The 18,755-nt window shown below is 65.6% G+C and carries 13 protein-coding genes; 6 read left to right on the top strand and 7 right to left on the bottom strand.

Going from position 1 to position 18,755, the window contains the following annotated elements:
* Positions 1-41: 41 nt before the first annotated feature.
* The 5 genes from BBTA_RS19630 (at position 42) to upp (ending at position 4,667) form a co-directional block, all read left to right on the top strand.
* Positions 42-653 (top strand): LysE family translocator, encoded by a 612-nt coding sequence (locus BBTA_RS19630; RefSeq protein ID WP_012044248.1) that lies wholly within the window; start codon positions 42-44, stop codon positions 651-653.
* A 208-nt stretch (positions 654-861) separates the two neighbouring features.
* The gene (locus BBTA_RS41650) at positions 862-984 is read left to right on the top strand and encodes a hypothetical protein (RefSeq protein WP_256374661.1); all 123 of its coding nucleotides are present in this window, start codon (positions 862-864) and stop codon (positions 982-984) included.
* Positions 985-1,463: 479 nt separating this feature from the next.
* Complete coding sequence (locus BBTA_RS19635; protein ID WP_012044250.1) at positions 1,464-1,844, top strand: hypothetical protein; 381 nt, start codon at positions 1,464-1,466, stop codon at positions 1,842-1,844.
* A gap of 406 nt (positions 1,845-2,250) precedes the next feature.
* Entirely contained in the window at positions 2,251-3,978 is a 1,728-nt protein-coding gene (locus BBTA_RS19640; protein WP_012044252.1) for a cation:proton antiporter, read from the top strand.
* Between the two features lie 53 nt (positions 3,979-4,031).
* On the top strand, positions 4,032-4,667 hold the full coding sequence (gene upp, locus BBTA_RS19645; RefSeq protein ID WP_012044253.1) for a uracil phosphoribosyltransferase: 636 nt from the start codon (positions 4,032-4,034) through the stop codon (positions 4,665-4,667).
* A gap of 15 nt (positions 4,668-4,682) precedes the next feature.
* Here the strand turns inward: upp and BBTA_RS19650 are convergent, their stop codons facing one another.
* The 5 genes from BBTA_RS19650 to BBTA_RS19670 form a co-directional block, all read right to left on the bottom strand.
* Positions 4,683-5,606 carry a DMT family transporter gene (locus BBTA_RS19650; RefSeq protein WP_012044254.1) on the bottom strand — a complete coding sequence of 308 codons (924 nt, stop codon included), beginning with the start codon at positions 5,604-5,606 and terminating at the stop codon, positions 4,683-4,685.
* 86 nt (positions 5,607-5,692) lie between these two features.
* Positions 5,693-6,574, bottom strand: coding sequence for an NAD(P)-dependent oxidoreductase (locus BBTA_RS19655; protein ID WP_012044255.1), 882 nt, complete (start codon positions 6,572-6,574; stop codon positions 5,693-5,695).
* A gap of 3 nt (positions 6,575-6,577) precedes the next feature.
* Positions 6,578-7,712, bottom strand: a protein-coding gene (prfB, locus tag BBTA_RS19660) for a peptide chain release factor 2 (protein ID WP_148221479.1) whose coding sequence is annotated in 2 segments (ribosomal slippage) — positions 6,578-7,642 and positions 7,644-7,712 — 1,134 coding nt in all. Because the reading frame shifts where the segments join, the coding sequence is not laid out codon by codon here.
* Positions 7,713-7,841: 129 nt separating this feature from the next.
* The gene (locus BBTA_RS19665; RefSeq protein ID WP_012044257.1) at positions 7,842-10,349 is read right to left on the bottom strand and encodes a penicillin-binding protein 1A; all 2,508 of its coding nucleotides are present in this window, start codon (positions 10,347-10,349) and stop codon (positions 7,842-7,844) included.
* Positions 10,350-10,579: 230 nt separating this feature from the next.
* Positions 10,580-11,920 (bottom strand): N-acetylmuramoyl-L-alanine amidase, encoded by a 1,341-nt coding sequence (locus tag BBTA_RS19670; RefSeq protein ID WP_371260211.1) that lies wholly within the window; start codon positions 11,918-11,920, stop codon positions 10,580-10,582.
* A 776-nt stretch (positions 11,921-12,696) separates the two neighbouring features.
* Here BBTA_RS19670 and BBTA_RS19675 point away from each other — a divergent pair.
* Positions 12,697-15,909 carry a ribonuclease E/G gene (locus tag BBTA_RS19675; RefSeq protein WP_012044260.1) on the top strand — a complete coding sequence of 1,071 codons (3,213 nt, stop codon included), beginning with the start codon at positions 12,697-12,699 and terminating at the stop codon, positions 15,907-15,909.
* 110 nt (positions 15,910-16,019) lie between these two features.
* Here BBTA_RS19675 and dctA read toward each other — a convergent pair whose 3' ends face one another.
* Both dctA and BBTA_RS19685 read right to left on the bottom strand, forming a co-directional pair.
* A complete protein-coding gene (dctA, locus tag BBTA_RS19680; protein WP_012044261.1) occupies positions 16,020-17,357 on the bottom strand; it encodes a C4-dicarboxylate transporter DctA in 1,338 nt (445 codons plus the stop codon).
* Positions 17,358-17,493: 136 nt separating this feature from the next.
* Positions 17,494-18,693, bottom strand: a complete 1,200-nt coding sequence (locus BBTA_RS19685) for a pyridoxal phosphate-dependent aminotransferase (RefSeq protein WP_041750777.1) — start codon at positions 18,691-18,693, stop codon at positions 17,494-17,496.
* Between the last annotated feature and the right edge of the window lie 62 nt (positions 18,694-18,755).

Below are 18,755 nucleotides of genomic sequence, written 5' to 3' on the forward strand. Positions count from 1 at the left end.
ATGAGCGATGCTGGGCGCAGCGCGAAGCAAGGAATGTGTCGATGTCCGCAGCCTTCCTCCTGACCTCCCTGATCGTGGTGGCCTCCCCCGGCACCGGCGTGCTCTACACGCTCGCCGTGGCGCTGACGCGGGGATCCCGCATGAGCATTGCGGCCGCGTTCGGCTGCACGCTCGGAATCATTCCGGCGATGCTCGCTGCCATCGTCGGCCTTGCGGCGGTGCTGCACACCAGCGCGCTGGCGTTTGCCGCGCTGAAATATTGCGGCGTCGCTTATCTGCTCTACATGGCCTGGCAGACGCTCGGTGAGCGCGGCGCGCTCGCGGTTGAAGCCCAGGGGGATGCGCGATCGGCCGGCCGCGTGGTGCTGACCGGCTTCTTGATCAACATCCTCAATCCGAAACTGTCGATCTTTTTCCTCGCGTTCCTGCCGCAGTTCATCTCGGCCGACGACGCGCATCCGCTCGCAACCATGCTCGAGCTGTCGGCAACATTCATGGCGATGACCTTTGCGGTGTTCGTGCTGTACGGCCTGTTCGCCGCGGCGGTGCGCGACCGCGTGGTCAGCCGTCCCCGCGTCCTGGCCTGGCTGCGCCGCAGCTTCGCCGCCGGATTTGCGCTGCTCGGCGCCCGGCTGGCGCTGGCGGAGCGTTGAGACCTCCATGCCGGTAAAGGACAACGCAACAACATCTCACAGCCTGAAATGAAAGCTTCGCAAAACCGCCCCGCCGCCAGCGTGTCCTCACAGGCGTGGCCGCGCGCGGTTTGCGAACTCCCCGCCCGCGGCCTCGACGACCCGAAAAGGATCCCGAGGCCTCCCCATGCCATCTCCGACACCAGCCCTGCGCCGCGCCGCTGTGGTGATGCTCGCCACCCTCTTGCTCGGCAACATCGCCGTCATCATCGCTTTTCCGTCGCGCTGCGCGAACAGCCCACACGTCGCCATCGGCGGTCATATCTGGATCGCGGGCTGCAGCGAGCCCTGAGATCAGACCATTCGGCGCCTGATCCTGGTCGCACCGCCGGGCTATCGCCGCGTCTTGCGCGCGCGATCGGCCCCATCGAGCAAGCCGCGCATCGAACTGGCGACGCGTATAGGAAGCCCCGCCAAGCCGCCGAGACGGGGGAAGCTCATCAGCTCGCAACGCGGCGCTTGAATCGCAGAACCTGCTCCTAAACGTCGTCGCGCCAGCCCGGCCTGGACTCGGCGCTGCGACAGTCACTGATCACCGCCGCGGTAAGCGCGGCGATGGCGCAGCGCTGGCGGGCCGGCCATCTCGACCTGCAGCAGGCGGTGCTGGCCCTGGCGAACGTCGACGGTATCCGCGTCGTCCGGCGCACTGCCGCAGCCCTCGAGTGAGGGTCCGAGAAGTTCCCCACTTGACGAACCAGCCACAAACTGGCCAAACATTGCGCCAAAATGTCGCGGCGGAGGTGATCCATGCGATATGTCGACGGCGCGGTGATGTTCTTCAGCCTCTGGCTGCTGGCGTCCATGCTTCTCGACGCCCTGACGCCACCGGAGCTGACCTTCTACATGATCGGCCCGGCGATTGCCCCGGCCGTGATCGTCGCGGGCTTTCTCTATTGGCTGCGCATCCCTCCGCTCGATTACGCGGTGGTGTTCGGGACGTTATGGATGGTCTCCGAGATGGTTCTGGAGATGATCACTCCCAAGCCGCTATCGTCCTTGATGGCCGTCGCCGCCGTCGCGCCGCTGTTGCTCGCCGGAATCCTCGTCAACGTCAGGCAATGGCAGCAGTCCGGCCCGCGCGTCCAGCCCCCGTCCGCGATCAAGACGTTACAGAATTCGTCCACAGTCCTCCCCAACCGCCGGCCACTCTGAACCCGCCCCGCCGCCGGCGCTGGCTATGCGGACTCGGCTCGCATCCTCCATTTGGGAAGGGCCAATCACCAACATCATTGTCGTCCGAGCGCCTGAGCCGGCGATCCGTTCGTGGTCGCGTTGGAATGCGATCGCGCAGGCCTGGTCTCCTGCCCCCTGCCGGCGGCGACTATCACCACGACTGCTCGGTCGTCGGCGGCTGCAGCCGGATCGTGCCGGTCGACAGCTACGTGCTGGGCGTCCTCCGACTGCACCCTGGATCATTGGCGTGCGACTGCAACAGCAGATCGTGCGCACCGGCACCATCGCGCCGCGAGCAAGCCGATAGCCACGATCACACGATGTGACAGATTGCGGGTTTCCTTGCCGGGCGCAGCGACATAAGTTGCCGCCCGGGGGTTGCTTCATGCATGAACTGATCGGCGACATCACGCTCTGCATCCTGTTTGCGTGGGTGCTTGGACTGGCGGCGCATTACTGGCGCCAGCCCTCGATTCTCGCCTATCTGGTCGCGGGCTTCGCCATCGGCCCCTTCGGCACCGGCTGGGTCAAGTCCCAGGAATCGATTTCGGTGATTTCGGAACTCGGCCTGATCTTCATGCTGTTCATGATCGGACTCGAGATCGACCTGAAGAAGATCATCCGTGCCGGCCCGGTGATTCTGATCGCTGGCGGCGTCCAGCTGCTTGGTGGGGCTGCGCTCGGTATCCTGTTTTTCGTCGCCATCGGCATGCGAATGGGGGCCGAGAGCTACGATGCGCTTTATCTCTGCGTCGCCTGCGCGCTGTCGTCCACCGTGATCATCGTCAAGGTGCTTTATGAAAAGCGCGAGCTCGACACCCTGCCCGGCCGCATCACCCTCGGCGTGCTGGTGTTGCAGGATGTGTTCGCGATCCTTTTCCTCGCGGTGCAGCCGAGCCTCGACGACCTGCATTTTGGCGTCATCCTGCTGTCCTTCGCCCGCGCCGGTGCGCTGGTCGCGATCGCTCTGTTGCTCAGCCGCTATGTGCTGCCGCCGGTGTTCCACCGCATCGCGCGCACCCCCGAGCTGATCCTGCTGGGCGCACTGGCCTGGTGCTTCCTGATCGGTGAGATTGCGGAGCGGCTGCATCTTTCGCGCGAAATGGGATCTCTGATCGCCGGCGTGTCGCTCTCGACCTTCCCCTATGCGCTCGACGTCACCGCCAAGGTGACGACCTTGCGCGATTTCTTCATCACGCTGTTCTTCGTCGCACTCGGCATGACCATCCCGATCCCGACGATGTCGGTGGTGGGGCTGGCGCTGGTCATCGCCCTGTTCACGGTGGCGAGCCGGCTGCTCACCACCTTCACGCCTCTCTACATGATGCGGCAGGGCCTGCGTGCGAGCCTTCTGCCGGCGCTCAACCTCGCCCAGATCAGCGAGTTCTCGCTGGTCGTCATCCAGACCGGCGCCGCCGCCGGCCATCTCAAGACCGGCACGTCGAGCGCGGCATCCTTTGCCTTTGTGTTGCTTGCGGTGCTCTCCACCTTCGTGATCGTGCGCTCCGACCCGATCGTACGGCGCGGCATCCCGCTCCTGAAGCGGCTCGGCCTGCGGGATCTCGACGCGACCAAGGACGGCGAGGCCGGCCACGACGGAGGCCATGGTGCTACACGCCCGATCGTGCTGCTCGGCTTTTTTAGAACCGCCAGCGCTCTGCTGAGCGAGATCGAGCGCAACCAGCCGGAGCTCCTGGAACGCATCGGGGTCGTTGATTTCAATCCTGTGGTATTTCGGACATTGTCCGATCGTGGCATCCAGGTGACCTATGGCGATATCAGCAATGTCGATACGCTGGTCCATGCCGGGGTCGGCCAGGCCGAGTTGATCATCCTGAGCATCCCGGACTCGCTCCTCAAGGGCGCCAACAACGAGAAGCTGGTGCGGCACGTCCGCAGCATCAACGCGACCGCCAAGATCGTCGCGACCGCCGACCTGCTTGCCGACGTCAACGATCTCTACAATGCCGGCGCGGACTATGTGACCGTGCCGCGGCTCAGCGATGCCCAGGTGCTGCTCAATTTGATCCAGGACGCCAGCGCCGGCCTGTTGTCCGACCGCCGTCAGGAAGTCGAGGCGCTGCTGGCCGACCGCCGCGAGGTTCTCCCGTGAACCTCCCCCCTTCCCAACTGGAACTACCGCCGAGATCCCGCTAAAGCAGTCTCATGACAAGCAGCCACGTCCACGTCGTCGATCACCCGCTGGTCCAGCACAAGCTTTCCCTGATGCGCGAGCGCGACCGCTCGACCAAGGGCTTCCGTGAGCTGTTGAACGAGATCGGCATGCTCCTGGCCTATGAGGTCACACGGGACCTGCCGCTCGAACTGGTCGACATCGAAACACCGATCGCGCCGATGAAGGCGCCGAAGATCGCGGGCAAGAAGTTGACCCTCGCCCCCATCCTGCGCGCGGGGGTCGGCTTCCTGGACGGCATGCTGGCGCTGATGCCATCGGCGCGCATCGCTCATATCGGGCTCTATCGCGACCCCACGACGCTCCAGGCGGTCGAATACTATTTCAAGGCGCCGCAGGACCTGACCGACCGCACCGTGATCCTGATGGACCCGATGCTGGCGACCGGCAACTCGGCCTGCGCCGCGGCCGAACTGCTCAAGGCGCGCGGTGCCCGGGACATCCGTTTCGTCTGCCTGCTGGCCGCGCCGGAAGGCATCGCGCAGTTCGGAAAGGAACATCCGGACATTCCGATCTGGACCGCGGCGATCGACGAGAAGCTGAACGACCACGCCTATATTGTGCCGGGTCTCGGCGATGCCGGCGACCGCATGTTCGGCACGAAATGAGCGTGCGCGAACGGTTCAGCGGGACGGTCGCGGGAACGGACGAATGACGTTGAAGATGCGGCCGTCGATCACCAGCAGCGCACTCCCGATCACCAGCGCACCGGCGGCCTCCAGCAACGAGATGCTTTCACCGAGCACCAGCGACCCGAGCAGGATCGTCGTCAACGGGATCAACAGTGTCACCAACGTCACATTGGTTGCGCCGGAGCGACGCAGGATTTGAAAGAACACGATGTAGGCGAACGCCGTCGACAGCGCCGCAAGCCCGATGACCGCGAGCCAGGTGTGCAGTCCGGGAAGTGGAAGACGCCATGGCTGGTCAACGACAGCGGCGACGGCGAGCATCATCACGCTGGACGCCGAGAGCTGGAAGGTGGCGGTCGCGAGCGGCGGCGAATGGGCAAGATGGCGGCGCACCAGCAGCGCGGCGATGCCGTAGCTGAGCGACGCGCCGAGACCGAACAGAATGCCGTAGCCGCCCGCCGAGCCATCGAGCCCCGGCCCGCCCCGCAGGATCACGACGCCGACGAGGCCAAGGATCAGTCCCGCAGCCCGCCGGGCCGACAGCCTTTCCTCAGCCGCGGCGGCCATCACCACGATCGTGAACAGCGGCGTCGTCGCATTGAGGACGGCAGCAAGGCCCGAGGTGATGAACGTCTGGCCTATCACGATCAGGCAGAACGGCACGACGTTGTTGAATAGCGCCACCGCAAAGAACGCTCGCCAGCCGGCAATGCCCTTGGGAAAGCCGAGCCCGCGCAGTCGGGCCACCGGCAACAGGATCGCGGCCGCCAGCACGATGCGCAACAACACCAGGGTCAGCGGCGGCAATTCCTTCAAGGCAAGCCCGTTGAAGATGAAAGATCCGCTCCACAGCACCGACAGCAGGCCGAGCAGCCACCAATCCCGTGTGTCCACGCTGTCGTTCGGGGATGTCATCACCGCAACCGTGTTCAATGTGCGCGTGAACGTTGCAGATGAAGCGGAGCAAGGTCCACCCGCTTTCCGTTCGCGCTGACGCCCGACTAGGACGGATCCTTCGGCCGCGATACCAGCTCGATCATGCGGCCTTCGTCCTCATCCGGCATCGCCGCCTTCGCCCGCGCATATGAATCCACGGCCGCCTGGGCCATCACGGGACGCTCACCAAGTAGTTGCTCTGCGAGTTGCAGCGCATAGGCTGCATCCTTGTGGCGGAGCGCGGCGGTAAAGCTCGCGTCGGCGAAGTTGCGCGCGACCATGCGCGGCGCGTGACGCAGAACTTGCGGGCTCGCCGCGACGCCGCCCTGGATCGCCTCCAACACGAGGTTCATGTCGAGCCCGGCCTGCTCGGCGATCGCAAGGCCTTCGGCGAGACCTGCGATCTGCATCGCGCCCAACAGATTGTTGATCAGCTTGTAGACCGTTCCGGTGCCGACGGCGCCGAAATGGCGGATGGTCGAGCCGATCGGCGCAAGAAACGGTCGCGCACGCGCGAGGTCGGCGGCGTCGGCGCCGACCAGCAAGGTGAGCTTGCCGGCTGCCGCGGCGTCAGGCAGGCCTGTCACCGGGCAATCGATATAGGTCACGCCACGCGCATTCAGCTCGCGCGACAGGCGCAGCGCATGATCGCGCGAGACCGTCGAGCATTCGATCGCGATGGTTCCGACCCGCATGGTGGCGGCAGCGCCGTCGGGCCCGAGCCACACCGCGCGCGAGGCATCGTCATCGGCGAGCATGGTGACGACCGCATCGGCATCGATCGCAGCGTCAGCCGGCGAGGTCGACCAGCGCGCACCGCGCGCGAGCAGGTCCTCGGCCTTGGCCTCGCTGCGATTCCAGACCGCCACGGAATAGCCGGCGTCGAGATAACGCCCGGCCATGCCATGGCCCATGCGGCCGAGGCCGATGAAGGCGACGCGCGTCACCGGTCAGTCCACGTCCTCGATCGCAGCCCCTGGCGTGGTGCCGAAGGCGCGCTGCGCCAAGGTCGCCGCCATGAACTCGTCGAGATCGCCGTCGAGCACGCCGGCGGTGTCGGAGGTCTGCACGCCCGTGCGCAGATCCTTCACCATCTGATACGGCTGCAGCACATAGGATCGGATCTGGTGGCCCCAACCGATCTCGGTCTTGGCAGCCTGGTCGGCGGCGGCCTTCTCCTCGCGCTTCTTCAGCTCGATCTCGTAGAGCCGCGCGCGCAGCATGTCCCAGGCCTGGGCGCGGTTCTTGTGCTGCGAGCGGCCGGCCTGGCAGACCACCGCCACGCCGGTCGGAATGTGCGTGAGGCGCACCGCCGATTCGGTCTTGTTGACGTGCTGACCGCCGGCCCCGCCCGAGCGCATCGTGTCAGTGCGGACGTCGGATTCCTTGATATCGATCTTGATGCTGTCGTCGACCACCGGAAAGATCGCGACCGACGAGAACGAGGTGTGCCGACGCGCATTCGAATCGAACGGCGAGATGCGGACAAGGCGGTGCACGCCCGCCTCGGTCTTCAGCCAGCCATAGGCGTTGTGGCCGGAGATCTGGATGGTCGCCGACTTGATGCCCGCTTCTTCGCCCTGGGTCTCTTCGAGATATTCGATCTTGAAGCCGTGCTTCTCGGCCCAGCGCGTGTACATGCGCAAGAGCATCTGCGCCCAGTCCTGGCTCTCAGTGCCGCCGGCGCCGGCATGCACCTCGAGATAGGTGTCGAACTTGTCGGCCTCGCCGGACAGCAGCGCCTCGAGCTCGCGGCGAGCGACATCCTTCTTCAAGGCCTTGAGCGCGTTCTCGGCCTCGGTGACAACGCCGGCATCGTTCTCGGCCTCGCCGAGCTCGATCATCTCGATATTGTCGCTGAGGTCACGCTCGACCTTGCCGATGCCCGTCAGCGAATCCTCCAGCGAGGTCCGCTCCTGCATCAGCCTCTGAGCTTTCTGGGGATCGTTCCAGAGATTTGGATCTTCGGCGAGCTTGTTCAGCTCGGCCAGCCTTGCCGTCGATGCATCGACGTCAAAGATGCCTCCTCAGCAGCCCGACCGACTGCTTGATCTCTTCTACGATTTTTTCGATTTCGGCGCGCATATCGCTCTCTTCCGGCCGCGGCCGAGGGGGCCGCAGCATGATGTCCGTCAGGGATGTAGCGGCGCGCGGCGCAAAGCGCAATCGCCTGCACCGGGAGGTGGCGAGTTTCGCCAGCTCAATTTCACCAGCTCAATAGAGACTGCCAGTCCCCGGACGAATGATGAAGCTGCCGGCATCAGGCTGTCCGCCGCTCTGCGACGGCATCATCCGGCCATCGGCATCGGCCACGCCGATGACCGAGTAGTTGTCCGGCGGCGCAGTGCCCGGCTTGAAGGCTTCCATGATGGTGCGGCCGGTATCGCCAGGACCTGCGCGCAGCCCGGTCTTGGCATCGACGCGCACGAGCTTGATTCCCGCGGGGATCTTGAACGGGGTCGCGGGCTTGTCGGCCAGCGCGAGCTTCATGAAGTCCTTGGCGATCGGCGCGGCCAGATGGCCGCCGGTCGCGGCATTGCCCTTACCCAGCGGCCGCGGCTTGTCGTAGCCCATATAGATCGCGACCGCGAGATCCGGCGAGAAGCCGACGAACCAGGCGTCCTTGGCCTCATTGGTGGTGCCGGTCTTGCCGGCGATCGGCTTGCCGACCTCCTTGAGCACGGTCGCCGTACCGGCCTGCACGACGCCCTCGAGCATCGAGGTGATCTGATAGGCGGTCATCGTATCGAGCACCTGCTCGCGGCGATCGACCAGCTGCGGTTCGGTCTGGTTCTTCCAGCCCTCAGGCGCGTCGCAGCCGCGGCACTCGCGGGCATCATGCTTGAAGATGGTGTGGCCGTAGCGGTCCTGGATCCGGTCGATCAAGGTCGGCTTCACCCGGCGGCCGCCATTGGCGATCATCGAATAGGCCGTGACCATGCGCATGGCCGTGGTCTCGCCGGCGCCGAGTGCGTAAGAGAGGTAATTCGGCAGCTCGTCATAGACACCGAACCGGCGTGCATATTCGGAGATCAAGGGCATGCCGACGTCCTGCGCCAACCGCACGGTCACCGTATTCAGCGACAGCCGCAGCGCGTTGCGCAGCGTCGTGGGACCGAGATATTTGCCGTTGGAGAAGTTGTCGGGGCGCCAGACCTGACCGCCCTGCCCCTGATCGATTTCGATCGGCGCATCGACGACCTGGGTCGACGGCGTATAGCCATTATCGAGCGCCGACGAATAGACGATCGGCTTGAATGACGAGCCGGGTTGCCGGTACGCCTGCGTCGCCCGGTTGAACTGGCTCTGGTCGAAGGAGAAGCCGCCGACCATCGCGAGCACGCGCCCGGTGTTCGGGTCCATCGCGACCATCGCGCCCGAGACTTCAGGCAGTTGCTCGAGACGATACTGGCCTTCGACCGGATTGCCTTCCTTGAACAGCGGATCGGCATAGATCACGTCGCCCGGCTGCAGCACCTGCGCGACCGAGGTCGGCGTCTTGCCGCGGCCATTGCCCGTCGCTGCGCGCGCCCATCTGACGCCGTCGAGCGTGATCAGGCCGGTCTGACGCTCCTTGCTCACGGCACCGCCGAGCTCACGCGGCGGCTGGAAGCCGATGCGGGCGGATTGATCGCTGGTCTCCAGCACCACCGCCATCCGCCACGGCGAGATGTCGGAGAGCGATTTGATCTCGGCGAGCTTCAGGCCCCAATCGCCGGAAATGTCGAGCTTTGAGACCGGTCCGCGATAGCCCTGCTCCTGATCATACCGCACCAGACCGGCGACCATCGCCTTGCGCGCCATGACCTGGATCTTGGGATCGAGCGTCGTGCGGACGGACAGCCCGCCCTCATAGAGCTTCTTCTCGCCATAACGTTCGAAAATGTCGCGGCGGACTTCCTCGGCGAAATACTCGCCTGCGAAAATGTGCGCGCCCGTGTTGCGGCTTGCGATCGTCAGCGGGTCCTTGCGCGCCTTCTCGGCGTCGGCCTGCTTGATCCAGCCGTTCTCCAGCAGACGGTCGACGACGTAGTTGCGGCGCTCGATGGCGCGATCGCGGTTGCGGATCGGATGCAGGCTGCCCGGCATCTTCGGCAATGCCGCCAGATAGGCGGCCTCGGCCACCGTGAGCTCGTTGACCGACTTGTCGAAATACACCAGCGACGCCGCGGCGATGCCATAGGCGCCGGAGCCGAGATAGATCTCGTTCAGATAGAGTTCGAGAATCTTGTCCTTCGAATAGGTGCGCTCGATGCGCATCGCCAGCAGCGCTTCCTTGATCTTGCGCGCGAACGAGACCTCGTTGGTCAGCAGGAAGTTCTTGGCGACCTGCTGGGTGATCGTCGAGGCGCCCTGCGGTCGGCGATTCGAGCCGAAGTTCTGAGCGTAGACCACCGCGGCGCGGGCCATGCCGGTGAAATCGATGCCGCCATGCTCATAGAAGTTCTTGTCCTCGGCGGCGAGGAACGCGTTGATCACGAGCTTGGGCACCGCCTGGATCGGCAGATAGAGCCGGCGCTCCCGGGCGTACTCGCCGACCAGCGAGCCATCGACGGCATGGACGCGGGTCATTACCGGGGGCTCGTAATCCTGCAGCTGCGAATAGTCGGGCAGGTCCTTGGAAAAATGCCAGATCAGGCCGGCCGCCGCCGCCACACCGACGAGGAAGACGACGGTGCCGGCTGCGAACAGGAAGCCCAAAAACCGCACTACAAAGCGCATCGGCGAATATCCGTTCCCACTTCTGTTCATCTCTCGGCTTGGACGCGGCACATCCCGAAGACGCTGCCGCCAAAATCATGCGGTCGGCCGTGATGCCACATGACCCATGCCGGAGAACCGCACGGTCCAACCTGTCGACGGCCGAGCTTACCACAAGTCCGCCGAGAAGGAATCATCTCCCGATTCCAGGTGCCTCGCAGCAGGTTTATACGGATGTTGCTGTGGCCAAACTAGGGCTTTGCACGGGCGGGCGCCGGCTTCTCCGGCCGCTCGGCACCAGCATTTGCAACGCGTTTGGTCAGGAAGACATCGATCGCGCGGGCCATCGCGTCGGCCGTGCGCGACCGCCAGGCTTCCGACACCAGGTTCCCCATGTCGCCCTTGTTCGAGACATAGCCGAGCTCGACCAGCACCGAGGGCACGTCGGGCGCCTTCAGCACGCGGAACCCGGCCGATTTCAACGGCCGCTTATGCATATGCACCGCCGTCTTCATGTCGTTCATCAAGACGCGGGCGAACCTGTTGGAAAAGGTGCGGGTTTCGCGCCGGGCCAGATCGATCAGAATATCCGCCACGTCGGCTGGCTCCTCGGTCAGGTTGACGCCACCGATCAGGTCGGCGCGGTTCTCGGCCTCGGCGAGCCGCTCCGCTTCGACGTCGGAGGCCTTGTCCGACAGCGTGTAGATCGTCGCGCCCTGCGCATCGCCCTCGCCGCGCGGTAACGCGTCGGCATGGATCGACACGAACAGGGCCGCGCCCTGCTTCTGGGCGATGCGGACCCGGTCGCCGAGCGGAATGAAGGTGTCATCATCCCTGGTCATGACGACGCGGAACTTGCCCGCGCGCTCGAGGCGATCGCGCAGCGCCTGTCCGAACGCCAGCACCAGATTCTTTTCCGGGATCTCGCCGCCCTGGGTTCCATAGTCGATACCGCCATGTCCCGGATCGATCACCACCACCGGCCGCGTGTCCGCGGGCGCATTTGGCGCCGCCGGAGCTCCTGCAGGCGTGGTCGGCGGGGGGCGCACCGCCAACGGATTGGGAGACGCCGCCGCCAGCGCCGCCGAAGGGCTCGAATCGGCCAAGCTGGGCTTGAGCGTCGGACGGTTGTCGGTGCCGATCGCCCGCGCGAAGGTCGCTTCGTCGACCTCCTCGAGTTCCAGCACGAGCCGGGGCGGCTGCCCGTTGGCGGCATCCAGCACCGAAGAGTTGGCGATTCGCGCCGGCCCCGTCAGATCGAACACGATCCGGGAGCCGCCGGGCATGACCATGCCGTACCTGAATGCCTTCACCAGGCCACGGCCGCTGGTTCCGGCCCCCGCAGGAAGATGGAAGCTAACCTGCGGCAGGTCGACCACGACGCGATAGGGCTCGCTGAGCAGAAAGGCGCGGAACGGAACCGCCTTGTCGAGGTCGAGCACGAATCGCGTCTGTCGAGAATCGCCCGCCAGACGCGCGTCGGACGCAATCGGAAACCCTGGCGTGACGCTTACCGCGGGAGTCTGCGCCGCCGGCACGCCCTGAGCCTGCGCCGGAAGCACGGTCGTCCATAACAATTGCGTGACGCACAGCCACGCGCATCCCAGCAAAGTTAGGTGTTTTGCCCGGCCAGCTGCCAAATCCGTGTCTCCGCGGGACCCTCTTACCGCAACCAATCGACGGGGTTAATCGCCAAATTTGGGCATTTTCGTTAAAGGCCGCCGATTGTTGCGGTTCCGCGACGCTTCCCTTGCACGGCCAGCCCAATCCTCGTATGTACGAAGGGCTGAAGGCTGTTACTTACTGCCGGTTGTGTCGCGTTCAACCTCCCGGTGAAACGCCGGAATTTCCGTGATCGAATACTCGATCTTTTCGGAGACTCCTGCGCCTTTCCGACGCTCCATCGAACCTGCGCGCTCCCGCGCGGCGCAATGGAGTTGCGGTCACGAGCCGAGTGGCGCCGGTTTCAGGGCGCCTCCTCAGCTGAGGCCGCCCGGGCACCAGTCACGCACGGCATAGCCTGATACCACATCCTTGATGGGTGCGGTATGCGACCAAGGCGAGCGTTCCGGCGCAATCTGGTCTTCAGCAAGAGACAAGGTGGCCTCCTCAGCCGCCCACGTGTTCCAGACGGGCCGACGCTTGATGCGCCAAACGAAACTGCCAGCCATGACCAGCGGACGAACCGCGCCGATGCGGGGCCAGACCCTCGCTCGGCACATCGTACCGCCGGGGCCACGGCCGGCACGGCGCAACCCTACGTGTTTAGGCCTTCCCCTCACCCCCGAATCAGGTGGACCGTCGCGTCATCCGACAGCGCGCCACGCGCTCGCGGCCAATCGCGTCCGTCGCCTCCAAGAGTTCCAATATGCCGAACAAGATGTTGATCGATGCTACCCACCCGGAAGAGACCCGGGTCGTTGTCGTCCGCGGCAACCGCGTCGAGGAATTTGATTTTGAAACTGCCCAGCGCAAGCAACTCCGCGGCAACATCTACCTCGCCAAGGTCACCCGGGTAGAGCCGTCGCTCCAGGCGGCCTTCGTTGAATATGGCGGCAATCGCCACGGCTTCCTGGCGTTCAGCGAAATCCACCCTGATTATTACCAGATCCCGGTCGCCGATCGTCAGGCGCTGATCGAGGCGGAAGAGCGCGCCCACCGCGAGGCCGAGGAAGAGAGCGAGAACCGGTCCAATCGCCGGCGCAACCGGCACCGCAGCTCGCGGCGCCGCGGCAGCGGCGAGCGCGTTCAGAGCGAGATCATCGAGGCCGCCGACGCCAGCCAGGCGCCTCACGGCGAGACGCATGAGGGCGATCACGGCGCATTCGAGGCGCCGGACGCCGCCTACGCGCAGGACAACCACCCCGCCGATGATGCGGGCGCGGAGACCCCTGCACAGACAGCAGGCTTCGCCGAGGCGCCGCTTGAGGCTCCAACGCACGCCGCCCATGACGAAGGGACCCACGACGCGCAGCCGCATCACGGTTCGGATGCGCCGGCGGTTGCGGATTCCGAGCCCGCGCAGGGCGGCACCGACCTCCCGGTGTCCCCTTCTGCGGTCGCAGCGGCCGCGTCGAGCGGCGAGGTTGCCTCGTCCGAGGCCGACGACGCCGCCGAGGCGCACGATCACGACCACCACGATCACGACCATCACGATCACGATCACGATGACCATCACGACGATGATCATCACGAGGATCATGACGAGCATGGGCATGAGGACTCCGCCGATCTCTCGCCCGTCGCCGAGCACGATGATGATGGCGAGGTCACGATCGTTCCGGGCGACGACAATGGTGTCGAGCCGGCCGTCGCGGATCACGACGACGACGACGAGGACGGCGAGGAGATCGAGGAAGAGGTCGTCGAATCCGTCGGCGGCGACGACGTGCTCGAGGAAGTGCCCGAGCGCACCTTCCGTCCGCGTCGCCAGTACAAGATCCAGGAGGTCATCAAGCGCCGCCAGGTGATGCTGGTGCAGGTCGTCAAGGAAGAGCGCGGCAACAAGGGCGCCGCGCTGACGACCTATCTGTCGCTCGCCGGCCGCTATGCCGTGCTGATGCCGAACACCGCGCGTGGCGGCGGCATCAGCCGCAAGATCACCTCGGCGCAGGACCGCTCGCGCCTGAAGGAAGTGGTGCAGGACCTCGACGTGCCCGAGGGCATGGGCGTCATCCTGCGCACCGCCGGCGCCAACCGCACCAAGCCCGAGATCAAGCGCGACTTCGAATATTTGCTGCGGCTGTGGGAAACGGTCCGCGACATGACCTTGAAGTCGCAGGCCCCCACCCTCGTCTACGAGGAAGGTTCGCTGATCAAGCGCTCGCTGCGCGACCTCTACAACAAGGAGATCGATGAGATCCTGGTTGCCGGCGAAGCCGGCTACCGTGAGGCGCACGACTTCATGAAGATGCTGATGCCGACCAACGTCCGGGCGGTGAAGCAGTATCGCGATGGCCAGCCGCTGTTTTCGCGGATGGGTGTCGAGAGTCAGCTCGATGCGATGTTCTCGCCGACCGTGCAGCTGCGTTCGGGCGGCTACATCGTGATCAATCAGACCGAGGCGCTCGTCTCGATCGACGTGAACTCCGGCCGCGCCACCCGCGAGCATCACATCGAGGACACCGCGCTCAAGACCAATATGGAAGCAGCCGAGGAAGTGGCGCGGCAGCTCCGGCTGCGCGACCTCGCCGGGCTGATCGTCATCGACTTCATCGACATGGACGAGAAGCGCAACAACCGCTCCGTCGAGCGCAAGCTGTCGGACTGTCTGCGGCAGGATCGCGCGCGCATCCAGGTCGGCCGCATCTCGCATTTCGGCCTGCTGGAGATGTCGCGCCAGCGCATCCGCGCCAGCGTGCTGGAGAGCTCGACCGAGCCCTGCGCGCATTGCGGCGGCACCGGCCATGTGCGCTCGGTGTCCTCGGTGGCGCTGCAGCTGTTGCGCAGCCTCGAAGAGACGCTGATGAAGGGGGCGACCCACAACCTCGTGGTCCGCACGCGGACCGAGGTGGCGCTCTACGTGCTCAATCACAAGCGCGGCCATCTGCGCGACCTCGAGAACAGCTTCAAGGTCTCGCTGGCCGTGATCGCCGATCCGAACGTCAGCGGTCAGCAATCCTTCATCATCGATCGCGGTGAGCAGGTGCACACGCTCGAGGCCGCCAAGGCGCTGCTGGCTGCGCAGGCCTCTGCTCCGCCTTTGGTGGCCGACGAGGTCTATGACGAGGACGAGCCGTTCGACATCGAAACGGAATCCGAGGTCGAAACCGAGGAAACCGAGGGCCTGTCGGAAGAGGCCGCCGAGGCCAGCGAAACCGAGCGTGACGGCGCCCGCCGCAAGCGGCGTCGGCGCCGCCGCGGCCGGGGCGGTAACGAGGCGCGCGAAGCGACTCCTGAAGGAGCTACAGCGGCAGAGTCCCTCGAGGTGGGCACCGCGGCCGAACTGCCGGCCGAGGATGCCGAGACAGAGGACGAGGACAGCGACGAGCAGCCGGCCTTCGCGTCAGGCGACCAGCCGAGCGACCAGGCCAATGGTGAGCGGCGCCCGCGGCGGCGCGGCCGCCGTGGCGGTCGCCGTCGGCGCGGCGGCATCGATGACGGTCTGGCCGCATCGATCAGCGACGATCTTGCACCGGCCTCTGCGTCCGAGGCCGAGGCCGCCGTCGCCGATTTCGACGGCAACGGCGTCCCCCATGGTGACGAGCCGGAAGCCCCGGTCGAGGCTGCCCCCGCAGCGGAAGTCGCCTTGGCCGAGCAGCCCGTCGCACCGGCAGCTCCTGCTGCAATCCAGCCCGAGACGCAGCCGGCCGAGCCTGCGAAGGCCGAGCCCGAGAAGACCCCGCGTCGCTCGACCGTGCGCGAGAAGGTCAGCTTGTTCACCGAGCCCAAATCCACCGAGCTCAAGCCGGACAGCGCGGTTGTCTCGGTCAACGTTGCCGAGAGCACTCCCACCGTGGCTGCTGCGGCGCCGGAGGCGGTAACGACCGAGCCGACCGCGACCGAGCCCGCTCCGGAGGCCGCGCCCGCGGCCCCCCGCAAGGCCGGCTGGTGGTCGCGCCGTTTCGGCGGCGGCCAATAAACCCCGCCACCAGACTCATCCACAAGTGCAAACGCCCGGCCAGATGGCCGGGCGTTTTTCATTTCGCTGAGAGCTGTCGAAGGGGCGCGGCCACCGCCGGTGGCGGCGCCTCAGCCGGTCGTGATCGCGGTCTCGACGTCGGAGGGATCGATCTCCCGGTTGAGCCGCTTCTGCAGAAGGTCATGGTCGAGCTCGCCCTCCCACCACGACACGAACACGGCGGCGATGCCATTGCCGGTGATGTTCGTCAGCGCGCGCACCTCGCTCATGAACTTGTCGATCGAGAACACGATCGCCATGCCCGGCACCAGCGCCGGGTTGACCACCGACAGGGTCGCGGCCAGGGTAATGAACCCCGCGCCGGTCACGCCGCTGGCGCCCTTCGATGTCAGCATCGCGACCAGCAGGATGGTCAGCTGCTGCCCCCATGTGAGCTCGACACCGAGCGCGTGCGCGATGAAGAGCGTCGCCAAGGTCATGTAGATGTTGGTGCCGTCGAGATTGAACGAGTAGCCGGTGGGCACGACCAGACCGACCACAGGCTTGGAGCAGCCGAGCCGCTCCAGCTTCTCCATCAGCTGCGGCAGCGCGCTCTCCGAGGAGCTGGTGCCGAGCACGATCAGCAGCTCATCCTTGATGTAGGAGATGAACTTGAAGATGCTGAAACCGACGAAGCGCGCGATCAGGCCGAGCACGATGACCACGAACAGGGCAGCCGAGACGTAGAACACGACGATCAGGCCGATCAGGTCGCCAAGGGCCGAGGGGCCGTATTTGCCGATCGTATAGGCCATCGCGCCGAAGGCGCCGACCGGGGCCGCCTTCATGACGATGGCGATCACGCCGAACACGGCGTGGGCGGTGTCGTCGATGACGTCACGCAGCCGATGGCCCCGTTCGCCCAGCGCCATCAGTGCGAAGCCGAACAGGATCGCGAACAGCAGCACTTGCAAAATGTCGCCACGCGCGAGCGCACCCACCACACTGTCCGGGATGATGTTGAGGACGAAGTCGACCGACTTCTGCGCCTGAGCCTGTTTGACATAGCCGGCGACGGCAGCCGCATCCTGCTTCTCGGCGAGACCGTGTCCGATCGGCGCCAGATTGCCCACGATCAGGCCGATCAGCAGCGCGAAGGTGGATACGATCTCGAAATAGATCAGCGCCTTGATGCCAACCCGGCCGACCTTGCTGGCGCTCTCGATATGCGCGATGCCGGACACGACGGTGCAGAAGATGATCGGCGCGATCACCATCTTGATCAGCTTGATGAAGCCGTCGCCGAGCGCCTTGATCCAGTCGTTGGTGGCCAGGTTCGGAAACAGCCACCCGACCAGCACGCCGATCACAATGGCGATCAGCACCTGAATATAAAGGATTCCATACCAGGGCTTCTTCGCTGCTTGCAGCCGGGCACCCTGCGTCCCGGCATCAGTTGCTGCCACCATCGGGCTTTCCTCATCCACCTTTGCCGCGTCGGGCGTTGTGTCCCAGCCCACGCGAGCCGCCACCTCAGGCAAATTGTGACACGGGAGTCAATGGGGGCGACGGCCGATACCCCGTCGTGCCCGGTCCAGCCCGGCCCTATCCGAGCCAGCGTGCGATCCGGGCCACAGCCTCCCGCATATCCTCAGCCGAACGTGCATAGGAAAAGCGCACGAAGTTGCGGCCGTGGATCGGGTCGAAATCGACGCCCGGCGTGGCCGCGACATGGGTCTCCTCGAGCATGCGCTTGGCGAAATCCAGGCTGTCCTTGGTGAAGTCGGAGACGTCGGCATAGAGGTAGAACGCGCCATCGGCGGGCAGAAAACGGCTCAGCCCCGCCTTGGGGAAGCCCTCGATCAGGATCCGACGGTTCTCCTGGTAGCCATGCTTGATCCCGTCCATCTCGGGTCGACCATCGAACGCCGCTTCCGCTGCGATCTGTGACAGGGTCGGGACCGAGATCGCGAGATTTTGCTGCAACCGCTCGATCGGACGGACGAGCGCATCCGGCACCACCATCCAGCCGACCCTCCAGCCGGTCATGCAGAAGTACTTGGAGAACGAGTTGATGATCAGCGCATCCGCAGTCAGTTGCGCCGCAGTCACGGCAGGAAAAGCGTAGTCGAGACCATGGTAGATCTCGTCGGATATGAAGCGGATGCCGGCGTCGCGCGCAGCCGCGATCACGTCGCCCAGCGCCGCGCGCGACATCATGGTTCCCGTCGGGTTGGCGGGGCTCGCCACCAGGACCCCCTTGAGGGGCGTCTTGCGATGGGCCGCCAGCAGCGCCTCGCCGGTGAGAGCGTGCCGGGTCTCGGCGGTGGTTTCGATCAGAACCGGCTCGCAGCCGAGCGCGGTCAGGATGTGACGATACGGCGGATAGCCCGGCACCGTGACGGCCACGCGATCGCCCGGCTCGAACATGGCCAGAAACGCGAGGATGAAGCCGGCTGAGGACCCCGTCGTGATCACGATGCGGCCCGGATCGATGTCGCAGCCATAGGTCTCGCGATAGTGCCGCGCGATGCGTCCGCGCAGCGACGGGAGACCGAGCGCCGAGGTGTAATCGATCCGGGCCTGATCGAGCGCGGCATGCGCGGCCGCCAGCGCGGTCCGCGGCGCCGGCGCCGCCGGCTGGCCGACCTCCATGTGAATGACGTGACCGCCGCTGGCCTCGATCCGCTCCGCGGCCGCCATGACGTCCATCACCATGAACGGCGGCACGTTGCTGCGCGCGGATGGTGCGGTCAGGCTTGCGATCCGCTGTTCCATTGTCGGTATCACTGTCGCGTCCACCATCGATATCTGCTATTGACCCGGCTGTTCGGACCCGCTCTCTGAGCCGGCACGAGCCTGCGTCG

Source organism: Bradyrhizobium sp. BTAi1, assembly GCF_000015165.1.
GTDB lineage: Bacteria > Pseudomonadota > Alphaproteobacteria > Rhizobiales > Xanthobacteraceae > Bradyrhizobium > Bradyrhizobium denitrificans.